We start from the raw sequence: 18,698 nt of genomic DNA on the forward strand, positions 1-18,698 counted from the left end.
GTGGCGCCGCTCGTGGCCCGGAACGGCCGGCCCGCCCGCGCGTCGCCTTCACGTCCGAGCGGCGGCCGATGGTGGCCCCGGACGCCGGTGGGCGCCGATCTCGCTGTGGCCGCCCGTGCCGCCGGCGCCGGATACGGACCGGGCGCGGGCAGGGGCGCGGGCCGGTGGGGCTCAGGCAGGCGTGGTGAGGGTGAGGCGGAGGGTGCCGTCGGGGGTGGAGTCGACGCGTACCGACCTCAAGTCCGGGACATGGGCGGTCGGGGCGTGCGCAGCCGCGCGGGGACCGATGCCGATCACACGCATACCGGCGGCGTGACCTGCGGCGATACCGGCGCCCGAGTCCTCGAACACGATGCAGTCGGCCGGGTCCACCCCCAGCTCGGCGGCGCCCTTGAGGAACCCCTCGGGGTCGGGCTTGCTCGCGCCGACCGATTCGGCGGTCACCCGCACGCGGGGCATCGGCAGTGCGGCCGCGGTCATGCGGGCCCTGGCCAGCGCGGCGTCGGCGGAGGTGACCAGCGCGTGCGGCAGGTCGGCGATCGCCGCCATGAAGTCCGGGGCGCCTTCGACGGGGACCACGCCGTCGGTGTCGGCCGTCTCACGGGCGAGCATCTCGGCGTTCTCGGCGTGGTTCTGCTCCATCGGGCGCCCGGGCAGCAGGATCGCCATCGTGGCGTAGCCCTGGCGGCCGTGCACGACCTTGAGGGCCTCCCGCGGGTCCAGCCCGTGCTCCACCGCCCATTCGCGCCAGCACCGTTCGACCACCGCGTCGGAGTTGACGAGGGTGCCGTCCATGTCCAGGAGCAGGGCCTTGGCGGAGAGGACGACGGTGGTGCGGGCGGCGTTGTTGGTGGTGCTGGCCGACATCGGCGGGGCTCCAGACGCGGGGACAAAAGAGAACAAGTGGTTCCGTCCACCGGTCAGGGAGTGAGGACGGAACCACTTTGTTCCTGCACTATACAAAACCGGGAGGGGTTCGCGCCACCGCGGACTCCGAGGGGGGTGGGGGCGGGAGCCCATGAAGGCGCGCGCACGGCGGGGCACGGCGGGGCGCGGCGGAGTTCCCGGTGCCTGAGGGCACCCGCCAACGCCGCCCGCGCCGCGTCGTCGAGCGGTCCTCGTGCGGTTGTGCGAGCGAATAGAGGCCGAGCCGCCGCCCGACCGGGCGGCCCTGAACGTGTTCACCCGCGCGGCGACGGACGCGTGCAACCTGCCGGAGGTCGACTTCGAGGCAGTCGGGAGCGAGATCGAGACAGTCTCGCGCGCGAGGAGATCGCCCAGGACTTCCGGCTCGTGGCGGCGGCCTACGAGTTCACGGGCGCGGACATCGAGGAACTCACCGCCACCCCGGAGCGGTGACTACCGGTCGCGGGGCTCCGCTTCCGGCCCCACAGGCAACTCAGCCCTCCAGGGCCTTGCGGGTCGCGGGACCGTAGACGCCCCAGGGGTCCTCGGTGATGTTGTTGTCCCACTGGAACTCCGACACCGCGTCCTCCGTGGACTTGCCGTACCTTCCGTCGGGCTTGCCGCGGTAGAGGCCCTGTCCGGCCAGGAGCTGCTGGAGCCTCTTCACGTCCGGGCCCGAATCCCCGTAGCGCAGGCTCGGACCCTGGGCGGCGGGCGGCGGCGGGGCGGTGGTGCGGCTCGGCGTGGGCGAAGGGCTCCGCGATGGGGGCGCCGAGGAACGGGACGCGCTCGCGGACGCGGACGGCGACGGCGAACGCGACGCGCTGGGCGAGACGGAAGCCGAGACGGACGCCGAAGGCGACGGGCCGGCCGGCGCGCTGGGCGATCCCTGCGACGGCCCGGCCGGGGATATGCCGACCGTCGACGCGGACGGCTTCGTGTCGAGGAGCGTCGCCTCACCCGACCCGGAACCGCCGGACACCCCGACGGCCACACCGCCGACGGCGACGAGGGCGGCGGCCCCGGCCAGCAACAGGGGCAGCTTTCGCCGCTTCTCGGGGCCCCCGCCCCCGCCCTCCCCTCCCGCCGTGATGTTCGTGGTGGCCGGTGCCGGGCGGACCGCGCGGAGCGGGACCGTGTGGTCCGGCCAGGGATGCGCCGGCGGCACGGGGGTTCCGTACGCCGGAGTGTCCTCTCCGCTCGCGGGCGCGGGCGGGACCTTCGGCAGCAGCTCCGTAGCGTCGGCGTCGGCGGGCGCGACAGGCTGCGCCATCGCGCCCAGGACCGGCTGCGGGGACGACCCGGCGTCACCCGCCCGGCCGGTTTCGGACAGGCTGACGTACGGACGGATGCGCAGGGGGTCGAAACCCGCCGCCGGAGCACACCCGCAGCCGGCGCCCGGGGCGCCGCAATCTGGACAGCGCTCAGCGCTCACTGGAAACCCTCCCTGGCCAATGCCAGCGATTATGCAGACCCGCCAGGCCGCACCCAACCTCCCGAGAGGCCATAACCGGACACACCGCTCAGGATGGAGATGTTGATCCCACCCGAGGGGGCTCGACGAGGGAAACAGGCCGTTCGCGTGACAGACGGCCGGACCTTCCGGACGCCCGAGCCCCCGACACCTACGGAGGAGCCGATGGCACAGGAAGTGACCACGTCGACCGTGGGCCCCCGGCCCGGCTCGGAGCGCACTTCCCGGGAGGCACTCGTCGCCATCGGCGCGCTGCTGCTCGGACTGCTCATCGCGGCGCTCGACCAGACCATCGTCTCCACCGCCCTGCCGACGATCGTCAGCGACCTGGGCGGTATGGAGCACCTGTCCTGGGTCGTCACCGCCTACATCCTGGCGTCCACCGCAGCCACGCCGCTGTGGGGCAAGCTCGGTGACCAGTACGGACGCAAAAAGCTGTTCCAGGCCGCCATCGTCATCTTCCTCATCGGTTCGGCACTGTGCGGGCTGGCGCAGAACATGCCGCAGCTCATCGGGTACCGGGCGCTGCAGGGCCTGGGCGGCGGCGGGCTGATCGTGCTGTCCATGGCGATCGTCGGCGACCTCGTCCCGCCCCGCGAACGCGGCAAGTACCAGGGCCTCTTCGGTGCCGTCTTCGGCGCCACCAGCGTCCTCGGCCCGCTGCTGGGCGGCCTGTTCGTGGACCACCTGTCCTGGCGCTGGGTCTTCTACATCAACCTCCCCATCGGTCTGGTCGCGCTCCTCGTCATCGCGGCCGCCCTGCACATCCCGGTGCGCTCCTCGAAGCACACCATCGACTACATCGGCACCTTCCTGATCGCCTCCGTCGCCACCTGCCTCGTGCTCGTCGCCTCCCTGGGCGGCACGACCTGGCCCTGGGTCTCGGCGCAGGTCATCGGTCTCGTCGTGCTGGCCGCCGTGGTGCTCGTCGCCTTCATCGCCGTCGAACGGCGGGCCACTGAACCCGTCCTGCCGCTGGGTCTGTTCAAGATCCGCACCTTCGCCCTCTGCTCGGTGATCAGCTTCGTCATCGGTTTCGCGATGTTCGGCGCGATGGTCTACCTGCCCACCTTCCTCCAGGTCGTCCGGGGCGTCTCACCGACGATGTCCGGTGTCCACATGCTGCCGATGGTGGTCGGCCTGCTGATCTCCTCCACCGGCTCCGGCCAGATCGTCAGCCGGACCGGTCGCTGGAAGGTCTTCCCGATCGCCGGCACCGCCGTCACCGCCGTCGGGCTGCTGCTCCTGCACCAGTTGCAGCGCACCAGTTCCGATCTGGTCATGAGCGTCTACTTCTTCGTCTTCGGCGCGGGTCTCGGCCTGGTGATGCAGGTGCTGGTGCTCGTGGTGCAAAACGCCGTCCGGTACGAGGACCTGGGGGTCGCGACCTCGGGCGCCACCTTCTTCCGTTCCATCGGGGCCTCCTTCGGAGTGGCCATCTTCGGCACGATCTTCAACAGCCGTCTGGGCGACGAGCTGACCGCCGCCCTCGCCGGGGTGCCGCTGCCGCCCGGGGTGAGCGTCAACGGCCTGGAAGCCGACCCGCGGGCGGTCGCGATGCTGCCGGCTGATCTTCAGCCGCGCGTGCTCGACGCCTACGCGTCCTCCATCACGGATGTCTTCCTATACGCCGTGCCGTTGGTCCTCGTCGCGTTCGTCGTCGCCTGGTTCCTCAAGGAGGACAAGCTGCGCGGCTCGGTCACCGCACCCGACGGCAGCGAGACCCTCGCCACCAATCCCGTCCAGCGTTCCTCCCGGGACGAGGTGGCCCGGGCACTGTCGGTGCTCGGGACCCGCGAGGGTCGTCGCCACGTCTACGAGAAGATCACCGCAAAGGCCGGCGTCGACCTGCTGCCCGCCGCCAGCTGGATGCTGCTGCGGATCAACAAGTACGGGTCGGTGGAGCCGGCGGTCCTGGCGGAACGCACCACCGTGCCGATCAAGACCATCACGGAGGCCGCCCGCCAGATCGAGGAGCGCGGGCTCGCGGTCCGCGACGGGCTGCCCTTGATCCTGACCGACCGGGGCCGCGAGGTCGCGGCCCGGCTGGCCCGGGCCAGGGAGGAGTCGCTCGCCCAGCTGCTCGGTGATTGGTGGGGTCCTGAGCGGCCGACCGACCTTGCCGACCTGCTCAAGGAACTCAACGAGGAACTCTGCGGATCCGACGCCGAGGAGCCCTACGACACCTTCTCGCGCCGGGACCACTCCAACCACTGACCGGCGCCCGGCAGGACGCGCCGTCGGCTGTGCCGCAGCTCCGCCCAGGTCGCGGCGTCGATCACGCCCGCCCGGGGAAGCCCCCACAGCCCCTGAAAGGACCGCGCCGACGACGCCGTGCACGCGCCGACTCATGGATTTATTCGAGCCGTTCGGGACGGATCACGGCCCGTCCCCGATATCCGCTTCTCGAACCAGTGCTCCGCGTACGGGCCGGAGTTGTAGGCGGGTATCTCCGCGTACCCCTGCCGCGCGTACAGGCGCCGGGCCTCCACGAGATCGGAACGCGTGTCCAGCCGCACGCGCTCGGCGCCCAGTTCCCGGCCCGCGTCCTCAAGGGCCCCGAGGAGGGCCGCCCCGCCGCCGGTACCCCGGGCGCGGGGGTCGACGTACACCCTCGTGAGCTCGGCGGTGGTCGCGTCGAGGAGACGGATGCCGCCGCAGGACAGCGGCCGGCCGTCGTACCGGCCGACCACGAAACAGCCCGTCGGCGCGGCGAGCCCGTCGGCCGGGTCGTCACGCAGACCCTGGTCGATCTCGGCCTCGGTGACGGACCTGTGCCAGTACCGGCCGGCGACCTCGGCGTAGTAAGCGCGGCGCAGGGCGGTGGCCTCGGGAGTGGTGAACGGTTCGGGGGCGACCTGCCAGGTGCCCGTGGCGGTGATCTGTTCGCTGGTCATGGCGTCATTCTGAGACGAACGCCGGGCGGCCGCGTTGGAATATCCACAGGGGCGGCCTGATGATGTGAAAAGGGGTAAATCGCTTCGATCAGAGGATGTGGGCGCCATGTCCGAACACCCCGACGCCGCCTTGGTCCGCCGCGGCTACGAGGCCTTCACCAAGGGCGACATGGAGACGCTCGGTTCGCTCATGACGGCCGACGTCATCCACCACATGCCCGGAGACAACCCGCTCTCCGGTCACCACAAGGGCCGCCAAGCCGTCCTCGACCTCTACCGGGCCCTGGGCGAGGAGACAGGCGGCACCATGCGGGTCGAGTTGCAGTCGGTGCTCGTGGACGGCCGCGGCCACGCCATGGCCTTCCACACCACCCGCGCCGACCGGGCCGACCGGGGGATCGAGATCCACCAAGGCCTCTTCTTCACCCTTGTCGGCGGGAAGATCAGCGACATCGACCAGTGCACCCAGGACATCGACGAGGAGAACACCTTCTGGGGCTGACCAGGCCGACAGGTGCCCCCGGGCGGCCGCCGGAGCGGGAGCGGAGGCCGCCGATCCGCCTCAGCCCCGCGGCTTGGGCGCCGCCTGCTGCACGACCTCGAACGACCACACCGACGACCCCGACGCCGCGGGCTTCGGCCGCTCGCCGCCCTCGCCGCCCGCCCCGCCTTGGTGCGCCGCCTTCATCGGGCCCTCCATCCACGCCTGGAAGTCCTCCTCGGAACGCCACCGCGTGTACACGAGGTACTGGTCCGTGCCCTCCACGGGACGCAGCAGCTCGAACCACTCGAACCCGTCCGAACCCTCCACGGCCCCCGCACGCGAGGCGAAACGCCGCTCCAGCAGCTCCCGCTGCTCGGCGGGAACGGTCAGTGCGTTGATCTTCACGATGCTCATGCCCGCCATCCTAGGGATCGCGCGCGGGATATCGTCGTCCCCAGGTAATCAAGTGGTGCATGAAGCGCGGCAGCCAGGCGAAGTCGGGGTTGCGTTCAACAGGGCGGGAGGCCGGCGAGGCGTGGCTAACGCGGCGGAGCACAGTGGTGGACCGGGACATGCCGGGGTCATAGGCGATGGCGGAAGGCCCGGGGCGGCGCGTCTGCTGCTGTGGGCGCTGGCGGCGGTGCTCGCCGTCAGACAGGCCGCCGTCGTACTGCGCGTCCCACCCGGGGAATGGCTCAGCGCCTTCCACCTCCCCGGCAGCCTGCCCGGCTCGCTCTACGACAGCGGGTCCGGCCAGTTCACGGGCACGCCCTTCGCGGGGTTGGTACTCAAGCCGTTCGTCGGCTTCGCCGCGCCCTCGTTGGAGGTGGCGTGGACCTGCGTCACCCTCCTCTTCGTCGCCGCGATCGGACTGGTGGCCGCCCGGGCGCTGCCCGACCCCGTGCCGCGCCGCACCGCGCTGCCGGCCGCGCCCGTGCTGGTCGCGCTGATGATGGTCTCGCTGCCCGTGCGCGAGGCCGCCTCGCCGGGGCAGACCGCGGTGCTGCCGGTCCTGCTGGTGCTGCTCGCCGTGTTCCGGGTGCCGGCCGAGCGCCCCGCCGGGTTCCTCGTCGGCCTCGCCGCCGGGCTACAGCCCGGGCTGTTGCTGTTCGCCCCGCTGTTGTGGCTCACCGGCCGCCGCGCCGGCGCCAGGACCGCCGCCGTGACCTTCGCCGGCGCCACCGCGATCTCCTGGGCGTCCCTGCCGCGCGACTCGTGGACGTACTGGGTGCACGACATCGCGGGCACCGGCCTCGGCGGAGCGCCCGACAGCCTCGCCAACCAGTCCCTGCACGGCGCCCTGCTGAGGCTCGGCCTGAGCGGCCCCGGCGAGATCGTCCTCTACATCGCCCTGGCCGCCGCGGTCCTGTGGACCGGCCTGCGCCGCGCGGCGCGCTACGCCCGTGACGGACAACTGCTGCTCGCCGTCGCCATCACCGGATGCGTGGCCGTCGCCGTCTCACCGGCCGGCTGGCGCCACCAACTGCTGTGGGTCCTGCTCGCGGTCGCGGGCAAGGTCGGCAAGCGGGCCGCCGACCGCACCGTGTGGCCGGTGGCCGTGGTGCTGGCCATGACCCTCTCCGCGGACGTGCTGCTGCCGAACCTGGCCGCGCTGGCCCCCGTACGCGACAACGTGCTGCTGCTGACCGCGCTGGCCGCGGCCTGCGCCGTACCGTTCCTGCCGCGGTCGTCCCCGTACTGGCGCGAGCCCGTCCCGACGGCGTACGGCCGCCCCTCCGCCGCCCGCTGGTCGCGCGTGCCCCTGATGCCGTTCTGGAGGCGCGTACTGTCGCGCCCCAACCTGTTGCTGGAGCTGCTGCTGATACGGGTGGGGTACTCGCTCTACTCGCACATCCGAGCAGCGGCGCCCACCAGCCGCAGCCTCGCCGAGAGCAACGGCAGCCTCATCCACGGCGTGGAGAAGGCGCTCGGCATCGACATCGAGCACGCAGTGAACCACGCCGTCGTGAACGCGCCCCCGGTGAAGGCGTTCTTCAACTTCTACTACACCTCCTTCCACTTCGTGGTCCCCCTGACCATCCTGGCCGTCCTGTACTGGCGCCGTCCCGGCGACTACCGCTGGGCGCGCGCCTCCCTGGGCCTGGCCACCGTCCTCGCGCTCATCGGCTTCTGGTTGTTCCCGCTCGCGCCGCCGCGCCTGATGCCCGACCTCGGGTTCGTCGACACCGTGCACGGGGCGCAGGACCTGGCGCACCCCCAGTACGGGGCCATGACCGCCATCTCGAACCAGTACGCGGCGATGCCCTCGCTGCACTTCGGCTGGTCGCTGTGGTGCGGGATCGTCATCATCGTGCTCGCGCCCAAGACCTGGCAGAAGCTGCTGGGGGCGCTGCACCCGCTGATCACGGTGTGTGCGATCGTCGCCACCGCCAACCACTGGGTGCTCGACGCGGTCGGTGGGGCCCTGGTCGTCACAGCCGGGTTCGGGCTGGTCTACGTGCTCTCCGGGCCGCGCGGCGCGTCGGCGCCGGCCGACGTCAGCCTGACGATGCCGCGCCCGCGCACGCCGGAGCGGGTGAGCAGCGCGAGCCCGTCCGGGGAGCGCACCAGCGCCTGACGCCCCGCGTTCCCGCCGCGGCGCGCGGCGGGGTCACGCGGCGGCGCGCAGGCCGAGGGCCGTCCGGGGCAAGGCGGCGGCGCGCAGGCCGAAGGGGTGCCGGAGCGGGGATCGAGCCCGCTCCGGCACCCCTTCCCCGTATCGCCGCGTCCGCCCGGAAGGGGTCCGCGCCGGGTCCGCGCCGCCGCCCCGCCACTCGGGACGCCCTACTGCCGCCCGTCCGCCGGGAGATGCGCCACCACCAGCGCGATCGCGGCCTCGGCGGTGTCGGTCTCCCCGACCACCTGCCCCGCACGCGGGCCGCGCACCCGGAACCGGCCGTCGGGCAGCGGCTCGGCCGTCGGCACGTCGACGTTGAACGGGGGGCTCGTACGGGAGCTGAACCACAGCGTCCACTGCTTGGTGAACGGGTACAGCCGGCGCAGCCGCGGCTCGGCGGAGGCCGCCTCCAGCAGCGACAGGACGCCCTGACTCAGCGTCTTGGACTCGGCCCGGTCCCGTACCAACCGCCACGTCAAGGGCATCCGCTGCCAGCGGGCTTCCACCGCGTCGGCGGCCCCGCGTTCCTCCTGAAGGTTCATCCGCGCAGTGTGCTGCCCCGGCGCCGCCAGGACAACGGTTCGGCGGGTCACGAACCGGTAGAGCAGTGGCAGGCAGGCGCGAGACCAGCGGACGGCAGGGGCCGGGGCGTGGGCGGGAGCGGCCCCTGCCGCCCTGGATCACGGGTCAGCCGCGCGCGGTCAGCCGCGTCCGTGACTGACCCGGAGCTCCTTGATGCCGTTGAGCCAGGCCGCGCGCAGCCGTCGCGGACCCGGCCCGGCGAGGCGCAGGTCGGGCAGGGAATCGGCGAGCGCGTTGAAGATGAGGTCGATCTCCATGACGGCGAGGGACTTGCCGAGGCAGAAGTGCGGTCCGCCGCCGCCGAACCCCAGGTGGGGGTTGGGGTCGCGGGTGATGTCGAAGACGTCCGGGTTCTCGAACACCTCGGGGTCGTGGTTGGCGGAGGAGTAGAACAGCCCCACGCGGTCGCCCGCTTTGATCTTCTGGCCGCCGAGTTCGGTGTCCTGGGTCGCGGTGCGCTGGAAGGACACCACCGGCGTGGCCCAGCGCACGATCTCCTCCGCCGTCGTCGAGGGGCGGGTCGCCTTGTACAGCTCCCACTGCTCGGGGTGGGTGAGGAAGGCGTGCATGCCGTGGCTGATGGCGTTGCGCGTGGTCTCGTTGCCCGCGACCGCCAGCAGCAGCACGAAAAAGCCGAACTCGTCGGAGCCCAGGTTGCCCTGCCCCTCGGCGGCCACGAGCTGCGTCACGATGTCCTTCGCCGGGCACTCCTTGCGCGCGGCGGACAGGTTCATGGCGTAGCCGATGAGTTCCATCGCCGCGTTGGCGCCGACCTCCTCGGTGATCGCGTACTCCGGGTCGTCGTAGGCGATCATCTTGTTCGACCAGTCGAAGATGCGGGAGCGGTCCTCCTGCGGCACGCCGATCAGTTCGGCGATCGCCTGGAGGGGCAGTTCGCAGGCGACCTGGGTGACGAAATCGAAGCTGCCGTCGGCGGAGGCGGAGAGCGCCTCCTCGACGATCGTCCGCGCCCTCTCGCGCAGGGCCTGCTCCAGGCCGCGGATCGCCCGGGGAGTGAAGCCGCGCTGCACGATCTGGCGCACGCGCGTGTGTTCCGGCGGGTCCATGTTCAGCATGATGAGGCGCTGTGCATCAATGGCATCGCGCGGGATGTGTTCGTTGAAGCGGATGATCGCCGTGTTGAGCGTCGAGGAGAACAGCTCGGGGTGCGTGGAGACGTACTTGACGTCCGCGTGCCGGGTGACCGCCCAGTACCCCTCGTCGTCGAAACCGGTCACGCCCCGCCGCTGGGCGCACCACCACACGGGTGCCGTCTGCCTGAGCCGCGCGAACTCCGGGAAGGGGACCCGGTCGTGGAGGAGGTCGGGGTCGGTGGCGTCGAAGCCTTCGGGCAGCGCGGGACACGACATCGGGCGACTCCAGAATCGATCTGATGGTGCATCAGAGATGGCTCGAAGGTAGTAACGAGTTCTAGAAGTGACAAGGGTCGCGGCGCCGGCTGTTGCGTGTGGAATCCGTGTAAGCCGCGTGCAAGACCCTTGCGTGCCGGGCCCCCGGGTCATAAGACTGCGCAGAGAAGTAGAACGCGTACTAGTTCGGGCGGGGCGCCGGGACGGCCCGCCGCGCCGGCACCGTGCAGGAGAGGACGAGCTCATGGCCGCGGAACCCGTCATCGTCGAAGCCGTACGCACCCCCATCGGAAAGCGCGGGGGCGCGCTCGCCAACCTCCACCCCGCCTACCTGCTCGGCGAGACGTACCGCGAACTGCTGGCCCGGACCGCGATCCAGCCCGACTGCGTCGAGCAGATCGTCGGCGGCACCGTCACCCACGCCGGCGAGCAGTCGATGAACCCGGCCCGCAACGCCTGGCTGGCCATGGGCCTGCCGTACGAGACGGCGGCCACCACCGTCGACTGCCAGTGCGGCAGTTCGCAGCAGGCCAACCACATGGTCGCCAACATGATCTCCGGCGGGGTCATGGACATCGGCATCGCCTGTGGCGTCGAGGCCATGAGCCGCGTCCCCCTCGGCTCGGGCTCCAAGCACGGCCCCGGCAAGCCCTTCCCCGACGAGTGGAACGTCGACCTGCCCAACCAGTTCGAGGCCGCCGAGCGGATCGCCCGCCGCCGGGGCCTGACCCGAGAGGACGTCGACCGGCTCGGCCTGCTGTCCCAGGAGCGGGCCGCCACCGCCTGGGCCGAGGAGCGCTTCAAGCGCGAGACCTTCGCCGTGCAGGTGCCGACCACGGAGGCGGAGCAGGCGGCCGGACAGGGGATGTGGCGTCTGGTCGACCGGGACGAGGGGCTGCGGGACACCTCCATGGAGGCGCTGGCGCGGCTGAAGCCGGTCATGCCGACCGCCGTGCACACCGCCGGGAACTCCTCGCAGATTTCCGACGGCGCCGCCGCCGTGATGTGGGCCTCGCGCAAGATGGCCCGCGCACTCAAACTCAAGCCGCGGGCCAGGATCGTCGCCCAGACCCTGGTCGGCGCGGACCCGCACTACCACCTGGACGGGCCGATCGACGCGACGCGGGCCGTCCTCGGCAAGGCCGGGATGTCCCTGGGGGACATCGATCTCGTGGAGATCAACGAGGCGTTCGCGTCGGTCGTCCTCAGCTGGGCCCGGGTCTTCGAACAGGACCTGGAGAAGGTCAACGTCAACGGCGGGGGCATCGCGATCGGCCACCCCGTCGGCGCCACCGGCGCCCGGCTGATCACCACCGCGCTGCACGAGCTGGAACGGCGGGACAAGGAGTTCGCGCTGATCACCATGTGCGCGGGTGGCGCGCTGGCGACCGGCACGATCATCCAGCGGCTGTGACGGCGCGCGCGTCCGGTCCGCCGCGACGGGCGGCGGCGCCGCGCGGCCACTGAAACCCAATGGGATGGGGAAAGTCGAAGGCCCCGGTGGCCGGCCTGGGGAGGCCGGCCACCGGGGCCTTCGCACGCACTCGGGTGCGTCATGCGGCGTCTGCTGCCACTGGTGGCTTAGTACCAGTGGTGCGACTGCCAGAAGTTCCAGGCGCCTACGGGGCTGCCGTAGCGGGAGTTCATGTAGTCCAGGCCCCACTTGATCTGGGTGGCCGGGTTCGTCTTCCAGTCGGAGCCCGCGGACGCCATCTTCGAGGCCGGCAGGGCCTGGACCAGGCCGTACGCGCCGGAAGAGGCGTTCGTGGCGGTGTGGTCCCAGCCACTCTCACGGGAAACGATCTGATTGAAGGCAGCGAACTGCGCCGGGTCCTTGATCATCTGGCGCGCGATGGTCTTGGCGTCCATCGGGGCCGCCTGGGCGGGGACCGTGGCGAGCATGGAACCGGCGACGCCCAGGGCGAGGACGGAACCCGCGAGGGCCTTCTTCGAGGCGGCGATGCGACGGATGACAGCGTTGGACACGGAGGGAACCTTCCGAAGGGGACAAGGGCGGTCGCGGTGCATGCCGAAGCACGCGTGAGCCACTCACGCGAAGGAGAGGGGTTCGTCGGGCGGGGGGCGAAGACCCCTGCCGCCCTGGCGACATCACCCAGTTAGCCAGGTCCGAGCCGCCCTGGCAACGACCCCTGTTACTAGGCACTTTCATAGCGGCCACCCTCCGGCCTCCCTCAGCCGGAAGGGGTATCCGCGCAGGTCGAGGTGGGTTTGGGTGGGTCGGGAAAGGACCCCCAAAGGCTACTAAAGACCGCCGTATGTGACGTGGGTCCTGTGGGCCGCCTCACCCCGACAAAGGCCGAATCTCACGCAGAGTGACGGTGCGTGCAACGAAATAGGGTGTGTTCGCGACCACTTTCAACGCATATCGAAGCAAATCGGGACATCGAACGCCGCTTTCCGCGTCGCCCGGCGGAGAGCCTTCAACAGGGTCCCGCCGAGCGAGAGGGTCAGTACGACCGTCAGGACGGCCCGGCCCAGGTCCCAGCCGACCGACGTGGCGAGGCAGTACGCGAGGAAACGGGTCAGGTTCGCGGGCACCGGGTCCCCGGGGTGGAAGGACACCCCCTGACCCATGCCCTGGAGGAGCACCCAGCCCTGAAGGTTCATGACCGTGCCGTACGCGAACGACCCGACGAACCCATAGGCGGCGAGCATCCACAGCTCGGACCGGCCGCGTATCCGCCCGGGACCGGGCAGCAGCCCGGCGCCCAGCGAGAACCAGCCCAGCGCCAGCATCTGGAACGGCATCCACGGCCCCACACCACCCGTGAGCAGTGCCGACGCGAACATCGTGACCGAGCCGAGGACGAAGCCGAAGCCCGGACCGAGGACGCGCCCGCTGAGCACCATCAGGAAGAACATGGGCTCCAGGCCGGCCGTACCGGCGCCCAGCGGTCTGAGCGCGGCCCCCACCGCGGCAAGCACGCCCAACATGGCGACGGCCTTGGAGTCCATCCCCTGATCGGCGATCGTCGCGACGACCACCGCCACGAGGAGCGGCAGGAGCGCCGCGAAGAGCCAGGGGGCGTCCTGGGAGTGGGAGAGACCGGAACGGCCGTCGGCGAGCAGGGGCCAGCCGAAGGCGGCGATGCCGATGAGGGTGACGAGGACCAGCGCGGCGGCGGCGCGCGGGCCGATGCGCAGGGGGCGGGCGGGGATCATGCGGGGCGGCCCTCCCGGGACAGGGCGGCGGCGACCTGGGACACGGTGAGCCAGTGGCCCGGTGCCAGGACCTTGGCCACCTGTGGGGCGAAGGCGGGCGAGGAGACGACCACCTCGGCGGTCGGACCGTCCGCGACGATCTCGCCGCCGGCCAGGATCACCACGCGGTGGGCCAGCTCGGCGGCGAGCTCCACGTCGTGGGTGGCCAAGATGATGGCGTGGCCGTCTCGGGCGAGGGCGCGCAGGAGCTCGACGAGGCGGGCCTTGGCGGCGTAGTCGAGGCCGCGGGTGGGCTCGTCGAGCAACAGCAGGGCCGGTTCGCCGGTCAGGACCAGGGCGAGGGCCAGGGCCAGGCGCTGGCCCTCGGACAGGTCGCGGGGGTGGGTGTCGTCGGGGACACCGGGGAGGAGGGAGGTGACCAGGGCGCGGCAGGTGCCGGGGGCGGCGCCGGCGTCGGCGTCGGCGGCGGCGCACTCGGCGGCGACCGTGTCGGCGTAGAGGAGGTCGCGGGTGTCCTGCGGGACCAGCGCGACGCGGCGGATCATCTCGGGGGGCGGCGTGCGGTGGGGGGCGAGGCCGCCGACGAGCACCTCGCCGGTGGTGGGGGCGAGGGTGCCGGCGAGGGTGGCGAGGAGGGTGGACTTGCCGGCGCCGTTGCGGCCCATGAGGGCGATGGTCTCGCCGGGTGCGACGGTGAGATTGATGCCGTGGAGGATCTCGGCGCGGGCGCGGCGGAGGGAGAGGGCGGTGACGCGGGCCGGTTGCTCCGCCGCTTGCTCCGCCGGTTTCGTGGTGGGGGGCCGGGCGGGGTCGCGTCGGCGGAGGCGGGCCCAGAGGGAGGCGTGCGGCGCCGTCGCGCGAGCGGCCCCGGCTGCGCCGGGCCGTGCGGGGCTCCGCCCCGCGCCCCGAGCCTCAAACGCCCGCGGGGCTGGAAAACCGGCGTCACGGGCCGGCGGGGTCGGGGGTGCCGAAGGGGTCGGTAGGGCTGAAAAACCGGCGTCACCGGCCGGCGGGGTTAGGGGTGCCGAAGGGGTCGGTAGGGCTGGAGGTGCCGGGGAGGCGGGGCAGGCCGGCGGGGTCGGGAGATCGGGGCTCCGCCCCGCGCCCCGCGGCTCGAACGCCGGCGGTGCTGGATTGGGCGGGTTGGGCGGGGGTGGTGGCGTTGTCAGGCGGGCTTTGAGGGGGGTGGCGAGACGGCGGGCGTCGCGGATCGAGAGGGGGAGGGGGGACCAGCCCGCCAGGCGGCCGAGGGAGACGACCGGGGGGTGGACCGGGGAGACGGCCATGATCTCGGCCGGGGTGCCGAGGACGGGGGCCGCGCCCGGGGCGGCCAGCAACAGCAGGCGGTCGGCGTACTGCACCACCCGCTCCAGCCGGTGCTCCGCCATCAGCACGGTGGTGCCGAGGTCGTGCACCAGTCGTTGGAGGACCGCCAGCACCTCCTCCGCCGCCGCGGGGTCCAGCGCGGACGTCGGCTCGTCCAGCACCAGCACCCGCGGGTGCGTGGTCAGCACCGAGCCGATCGCGACCCGCTGCCGCTGGCCACCGGACAACGTGGCCAGGGGGCGGTCCCGTAGCTCGTTGAGGCCCAGCAGGTCCAGCGTCTCCTCGACCCGGCGGCGCATCACCGCCGCCGGCAGCCCCAGGGACTCCATCCCGTAGGCCAGCTCATCCTCCACCACGTCCGTCACGAAGTGGGCCGACGGGTCCTGACCGACCGTGCCCACCACGTCCGCGAGCTCCCGCGGCCGGTGCGTGCGCGTGTCCCGGCCCGCTACGGTGACCCGGCCCCGCAGCCGGCCGCCCGTGAAGTGCGGCACCAGCCCCGAGACGGCCCCCAGCAGGGTCGACTTGCCGACCCCCGACGGGCCGACCAGCAACGTCAGTTCCCCCTCCGGCACGGTGAAGTCCGCGTCCCGAAGGGCAGGGGCCGTCGCTCCCTCGTACGTCACCGACACCTGCTCGAACCGGATCACAGCGACGACGCCTCCTTGGGCGGTACGGGTGCCACGAAGGCGGGGAGCAGGCCGATGAGGATCGCCGCCGCGGGCCACAGAGGCAGAGCCGGGGCGACCAGCGGCACCACTCCGGGGCGCAGGCCTTCCGGGTCCAGCGTCCCGGCGTAGGAGAGCAGGGCCGCCACCGCCGCCCCCGACCCGGCGACCAACCAGGCCCGGCCGCCCCACCGGTCGGGCCGGTACCGGGTGCGGACGCTGCGCCGCCCGCCCAGGCGCAGCCCGGCCAGGGCCAGGGCGAGCCCCAGGAAGAGGAGGGGCAGGCCGAACACGGCGCCCTCCGCCGCGAGCAGCCCGTACGTACCGGCGCAGATGCCGAGCAGCCCGCCCAGGGTGAGGGCGCTCGTGGTGCGGCGGACGGCGGGCGGGACCTGCGCGGTGCGGCCGTAGCCGCGCGCGTCCATCGAGGCGGCCACCGCCACCGAGCGTTCCAGGGCGCCCTCCAGGACCGGCAGACCGATCTGGAGGACGGCCTTCACCCCGCCCGTGGGGCGCCCGCGCAGCCGGCGGGCGGTGCGCAGGCGGGCCACGTCGGCCACCATGTTCGGCGCGAAGGTCATCGCGACGACCACGGCAACACCCGCCTCGTACAGGGCGGCGGGCAGCGACTTGAGCAGCCGGGCCGGGTTCGCCAGCGCGTTCGCGGCCCCGACGCACACGAGCAGGGTGGCCAGCTTCGCGCCGTCGTAGAAGGCGAAGACCAACTGTTCGGCGCTGACCCGGCCGCCGAGGCGGATGCCCTGCGCCCACGCGGGCAGGGCGATCTCGGGCAGCGTGAGGAGGGTGTGCGCGCCGGGGACGGGTGAGCCGAGAAGGGTCGAGAAGACCAGGCGCAGGCCGATGACGACGAGGCCCAGCCGCAGGAACGCGCCGTACGAACGGGCCCAGGGCGCGGCGGTGCGGCGGGCGGCGACGACGTAACCGGCGACGGCGACGATCAGCCCGAGCAGGAGCGGGTTGGTGGTCCGCGAGGCGGCGGTGGCGAGCCCGAGCGCCCACACCCACCAGGCCCCCGCGTGCAGGGCGTTGCCGCGACGCGCCTCGGGGGCTCCGCGCAACCCCTTCCTTTCGTACGTCGCCGCCCGCGACCCCCGACCGGCCGCGACCGCGCCGCCCCGGGCCGGGGTCGCGTGGTCGGGTGCGGCGGCGTGCGTGGTCGCCGTGGCCGGGACCCGGCGGCCCGGGGTCATCGGGAGCGGCGGCGGGACCGCAGGACGGCGGCCACCGCGAGGACGGCTACCGCCGCGATGCCCGCGAGCAGTCCCGCGGAGGGGCCGCCGTCCTTGACCGGGGCGGTCTTCGGCTCCTGGTGCGCGCCGTCGGCGAGCGGCTCGCCGCAACCCAGCTTCGGGTAGCCGGAGATCGCGCACAGCAGCGCGGCGCTGTTGTAGCGCAGCGGCTTCGCCACCGAGGCCAGTGCCTCGGCGGTGGTGGCGTCCGGGGCGACCTGCGCGCAGGCGGTGCGCGGGCCGGCCTGCGGCGGCGCCTCGCCGGAGGGCGAGTCCTCGGGGAGACCGAAGTCGATGACCAGGGCAACCCGCTTCTTGCCGTCCACCGCCGGGGTGCCCGCGCAGAGCGCCGCGAAGTCGGCGTCCGTACGCGGCCGGGACGCCTTGTCCCCGGCGTCCTTGCTCACCGCGAAGCGGAAGCCCTGGACGGTCCCGTCCGCCGGGCGGGCCGCCGTGCCCTGGGTGGCGTAGGCCCAGGGGCCCTTGGCGCCGCCGTCCCAGAACGACCAGTAGCGGTAGCTCGATGCCGATGCCAAGGCGGGCGATGCGGCGAGGAGGGTGAGGAGGACGCCGAGAGCGACGGCGTAAGCGGGCAGCCTGCGCATCAGGCCTGGTTCTTCTTCCGGCGGCCGCTCAGCAGGAAGCCGATGCCGATGCCGGCGGCGGCGCCCGCGCCGATGATCCAGCCGAGGGCGCCGTTGCCGGAGCCGTCCTTGCTGTCGGCCTTCGTCATGCCGCCCGTCGCCGGGGTCTGCGCGGCCGGGCCCGTCGCGTTCAGCGCCGCCACCAGGTCGGTACCGCCGAAGGCGCGCGGGTCGGTGCCCGTGGCGTGCGCGGTGAGGACCAGGGTGGCGAGGGCGGCCGGGTTGCCCTTGGCCCACTGCGCCGAGTTGGCCTTGAGCCACTCCAGCGCGCCGGCCGCCGACTGCTTGTGGCCGGCCGCGGCGAGGGCGATGACGGCGTCGGCCGTGTTGCCGGTGTCGGGGGTGGGCTGGTCGGCGCCGGGGGTGGCGGCGGTGAGGTGGCCGTCCTTCTTCAGGGCCTCGGCCAGGTATCCGGCCGCGCCCTGGGCGGCGGCCGCCGGGTCGCCGGTGGCGGGGTCGTCGGCGCCCGCCGGGCAGGCCGGCGCGGTCGCGGGGGTGTCGGCGCCGGCGGGGGCGACGACCGCTCCCTTGCCGAGGCCGGCCAGGGTCGCGGCGGCCGTCGCGTCGGCGTTGGCGGGGAGCTTGCCGTCGGTCGGCTGGTAGCCGAACGCGCCCCGGTCGGAGGCCGGCTCGGCGGCGCAGCCCAGCCGGAAGGAGAGCAGGCCGTCGTACGCGGACTTGCCCGCCTTGGACTTGACGTCGGCCGGCTTCTGGCCCGCCACGGCGAGCGCGCTGATGACGACGGAGGTGGAACTCGCCTCGCTCGGGGAGCCCGGGACGTACGCCCAGCCGCCGTCCTCGTTCTGGACGGACTTGAGCCAGTCCACGCCCTTCTCGACCGCCGCGTCGTGACCGCCGAGCGCCTTGAGGGCCTGTAGGGCCACGGCGGTGGCGTTCGTGTCCAGCGGCGTCGCCGGGTCGCACGGCTTCGTCGCGTCCGCGCGGAAGGAGGCGAAACCGCCGTCGGCGCACTGCTGGCCGGCGAGCCAGGCCACGGCCTGCGGGGAGGGGTTCAAGCCGATCGTGTCCTGGGCGAGCAGCGCGAACGACTGGCGCCACACACCGTCGTAGGTGGGGTCGGCCTGACCGAACAGCCCGGAGGGGACGACCGGCGCCGGGGAGGGGGAGGGGGCGGCGAGGGCCGCGGGGGCGGCGCCCGCGCAGAGCACGGCGGAGGCGGCGAGCGCGGCGGCGCTGCGGCGGACGTTCATGGCGGGGCGGGTGCCTCTCGTGCTGGGGAGCGGAGGCAGGCCCACGCGAGCACACGCGGTACCGGGCTCCGGCTCCGTATACCTCG

General features: G+C 73.0%; 16 protein-coding genes and 1 pseudogene. 5 read left to right on the plus strand and 12 right to left on the minus strand.

Features of this window, described 5'->3' with window-relative positions; translation table 11 throughout:
* Window positions 1–171: 171 nt before the first annotated feature.
* Window positions 172–867: an HAD-IA family hydrolase gene (locus ACV7NM_RS22130; RefSeq protein ID WP_463411894.1), complete on the minus strand. Its 696-nt coding sequence runs from the start codon at window positions 865–867 to the stop codon at window positions 172–174.
* A gap of 235 nt (window positions 868–1,102) precedes the next feature.
* On the opposite strand from ACV7NM_RS22130, the pseudogene ACV7NM_RS22135 reads away from it, so the two are divergent.
* Window positions 1,103–1,359 (plus strand): annotated as a pseudogene (locus ACV7NM_RS22135) (DUF5713 family protein); the annotation flags it as partial.
* A gap of 40 nt (window positions 1,360–1,399) precedes the next feature.
* Here the strand turns inward: ACV7NM_RS22135 and ACV7NM_RS22140 are convergent.
* Window positions 1,400–2,179 (minus strand): peptidoglycan-binding domain-containing protein, encoded by a 780-nt coding sequence (locus ACV7NM_RS22140; protein ID WP_463411895.1) that lies wholly within the window; start codon window positions 2,177–2,179, stop codon window positions 1,400–1,402.
* A 366-nt stretch (window positions 2,180–2,545) separates the two neighbouring features.
* Here ACV7NM_RS22140 and ACV7NM_RS22145 point away from each other — a divergent pair, with 366 nt between their 5' ends.
* Complete coding sequence (locus ACV7NM_RS22145) at window positions 2,546–4,597, plus strand: MFS transporter (RefSeq protein ID WP_463411896.1); 2,052 nt, start codon at window positions 2,546–2,548, stop codon at window positions 4,595–4,597.
* A 131-nt stretch (window positions 4,598–4,728) separates the two neighbouring features.
* On the opposite strand, the gene ACV7NM_RS22150 is transcribed toward ACV7NM_RS22145, so the two are convergent.
* Complete coding sequence (locus tag ACV7NM_RS22150; protein ID WP_463411897.1) at window positions 4,729–5,277, minus strand: GNAT family N-acetyltransferase; 549 nt, start codon at window positions 5,275–5,277, stop codon at window positions 4,729–4,731.
* A gap of 106 nt (window positions 5,278–5,383) precedes the next feature.
* Here ACV7NM_RS22150 and ACV7NM_RS22155 point away from each other — a divergent pair, with 106 nt between their 5' ends.
* Complete coding sequence (locus ACV7NM_RS22155) at window positions 5,384–5,779, plus strand: nuclear transport factor 2 family protein (RefSeq protein ID WP_463411898.1); 396 nt, start codon at window positions 5,384–5,386, stop codon at window positions 5,777–5,779.
* A 60-nt stretch (window positions 5,780–5,839) separates the two neighbouring features.
* Here ACV7NM_RS22155 and ACV7NM_RS22160 read toward each other — a convergent pair whose 3' ends face one another.
* Window positions 5,840–6,175 (minus strand): antibiotic biosynthesis monooxygenase family protein, encoded by a 336-nt coding sequence (locus ACV7NM_RS22160; RefSeq protein WP_463411899.1) that lies wholly within the window; start codon window positions 6,173–6,175, stop codon window positions 5,840–5,842.
* A 121-nt stretch (window positions 6,176–6,296) separates the two neighbouring features.
* Between ACV7NM_RS22160 and ACV7NM_RS22165 the strand changes: the two genes are divergently transcribed.
* Complete coding sequence (locus ACV7NM_RS22165) at window positions 6,297–8,339, plus strand: bifunctional glycosyltransferase 87/phosphatase PAP2 family protein (RefSeq protein WP_463411900.1); 2,043 nt, start codon at window positions 6,297–6,299, stop codon at window positions 8,337–8,339.
* 206 nt (window positions 8,340–8,545) lie between these two features.
* Here ACV7NM_RS22165 and ACV7NM_RS22170 read toward each other — a convergent pair whose 3' ends face one another.
* Together ACV7NM_RS22170 and ACV7NM_RS22175 are read right to left on the minus strand one after the other, a co-directional pair.
* On the minus strand, window positions 8,546–8,920 hold the full coding sequence (locus ACV7NM_RS22170) for a DUF6193 family natural product biosynthesis protein (RefSeq protein ID WP_463411901.1): 375 nt from the start codon (window positions 8,918–8,920) through the stop codon (window positions 8,546–8,548).
* A gap of 159 nt (window positions 8,921–9,079) precedes the next feature.
* Window positions 9,080–10,330, minus strand: coding sequence for a cytochrome P450 (locus ACV7NM_RS22175; protein ID WP_463411902.1), 1,251 nt, complete (start codon window positions 10,328–10,330; stop codon window positions 9,080–9,082).
* A gap of 244 nt (window positions 10,331–10,574) precedes the next feature.
* Here ACV7NM_RS22175 and ACV7NM_RS22180 point away from each other — a divergent pair, with 244 nt between their 5' ends.
* Complete coding sequence (locus ACV7NM_RS22180; protein ID WP_463411903.1) at window positions 10,575–11,744, plus strand: steroid 3-ketoacyl-CoA thiolase; 1,170 nt, start codon at window positions 10,575–10,577, stop codon at window positions 11,742–11,744.
* Window positions 11,745–11,911: 167 nt separating this feature from the next.
* Here the strand turns inward: ACV7NM_RS22180 and ACV7NM_RS22185 are convergent, their stop codons facing one another.
* From ACV7NM_RS22185 to ACV7NM_RS22210, 6 genes are all read right to left on the minus strand, one after another.
* Window positions 11,912–12,316 (minus strand): aggregation-promoting factor C-terminal-like domain-containing protein, encoded by a 405-nt coding sequence (locus ACV7NM_RS22185; protein WP_463411904.1) that lies wholly within the window; start codon window positions 12,314–12,316, stop codon window positions 11,912–11,914.
* Between the two features lie 390 nt (window positions 12,317–12,706).
* A complete protein-coding gene (locus ACV7NM_RS22190) occupies window positions 12,707–13,513 on the minus strand; it encodes an ECF transporter S component (RefSeq protein ID WP_463411905.1) in 807 nt (268 codons plus the stop codon).
* Complete coding sequence (locus ACV7NM_RS22195) at window positions 13,510–15,489, minus strand: ABC transporter ATP-binding protein (RefSeq protein ID WP_463411906.1); 1,980 nt, start codon at window positions 15,487–15,489, stop codon at window positions 13,510–13,512. Before ACV7NM_RS22195 ends, ACV7NM_RS22190 begins: the two co-directional genes overlap by 4 nt.
* Entirely contained in the window at window positions 15,486–16,718 is a 1,233-nt protein-coding gene (locus ACV7NM_RS22200) for an energy-coupling factor transporter transmembrane protein EcfT (protein WP_463411907.1), read from the minus strand. The genes ACV7NM_RS22195 and ACV7NM_RS22200 overlap by 4 nt, the downstream gene beginning before the upstream one ends.
* Window positions 16,715–17,362, minus strand: a complete 648-nt coding sequence (locus ACV7NM_RS22205) for an SCO2322 family protein (protein WP_463411908.1) — start codon at window positions 17,360–17,362, stop codon at window positions 16,715–16,717. The genes ACV7NM_RS22200 and ACV7NM_RS22205 overlap by 4 nt, the downstream gene beginning before the upstream one ends.
* Window positions 17,362–18,612 carry a prenyltransferase/squalene oxidase repeat-containing protein gene (locus ACV7NM_RS22210; protein WP_463411909.1) on the minus strand — a complete coding sequence of 417 codons (1,251 nt, stop codon included), beginning with the start codon at window positions 18,610–18,612 and terminating at the stop codon, window positions 17,362–17,364. Before ACV7NM_RS22210 ends, ACV7NM_RS22205 begins: the two co-directional genes overlap by 1 nt.
* Window positions 18,613–18,698: the final 86 nt, after the last annotated feature.

This window comes from Streptomyces sp. Tek67B01 (genome assembly GCF_055231995.1).

Bases quoted from the DNA above. Each gene is read 5' to 3' on its own strand.
- ACV7NM_RS22155 (WP_463411898.1), top strand. From the start codon at position 5,384: ATGTCCGAACACCCCGACGCCGCCTTGGTCCGCCGCGGCTACGAGGCC.
- ACV7NM_RS22200 (WP_463411907.1), bottom strand. From the start codon at position 16,718: ATGACCCCGGGCCGCCGGGTCCCGGCCACGGCGACCACGCACGCCGCC.
- ACV7NM_RS22170 (WP_463411901.1), bottom strand. From the start codon at position 8,920: ATGAACCTTCAGGAGGAACGCGGGGCCGCCGACGCGGTGGAAGCCCGC.
- ACV7NM_RS22145 (WP_463411896.1), top strand. From the start codon at position 2,546: ATGGCACAGGAAGTGACCACGTCGACCGTGGGCCCCCGGCCCGGCTCG.
- ACV7NM_RS22190 (WP_463411905.1), bottom strand. From the start codon at position 13,513: ATGATCCCCGCCCGCCCCCTGCGCATCGGCCCGCGCGCCGCCGCCGCG.
- ACV7NM_RS22160 (WP_463411899.1), bottom strand. From the start codon at position 6,175: ATGAGCATCGTGAAGATCAACGCACTGACCGTTCCCGCCGAGCAGCGG.
- ACV7NM_RS22140 (WP_463411895.1), bottom strand. From the start codon at position 2,179: ATGGCGCAGCCTGTCGCGCCCGCCGACGCCGACGCTACGGAGCTGCTG.
- ACV7NM_RS22210 (WP_463411909.1), bottom strand. From the start codon at position 18,612: ATGAACGTCCGCCGCAGCGCCGCCGCGCTCGCCGCCTCCGCCGTGCTC.
- ACV7NM_RS22205 (WP_463411908.1), bottom strand. From the start codon at position 17,362: ATGCGCAGGCTGCCCGCTTACGCCGTCGCTCTCGGCGTCCTCCTCACC.
- ACV7NM_RS22175 (WP_463411902.1), bottom strand. From the start codon at position 10,330: ATGTCGTGTCCCGCGCTGCCCGAAGGCTTCGACGCCACCGACCCCGAC.
- ACV7NM_RS22150 (WP_463411897.1), bottom strand. From the start codon at position 5,277: ATGACCAGCGAACAGATCACCGCCACGGGCACCTGGCAGGTCGCCCCC.
- ACV7NM_RS22180 (WP_463411903.1), top strand. From the start codon at position 10,575: ATGGCCGCGGAACCCGTCATCGTCGAAGCCGTACGCACCCCCATCGGA.
- ACV7NM_RS22130 (WP_463411894.1), bottom strand. From the start codon at position 867: ATGTCGGCCAGCACCACCAACAACGCCGCCCGCACCACCGTCGTCCTC.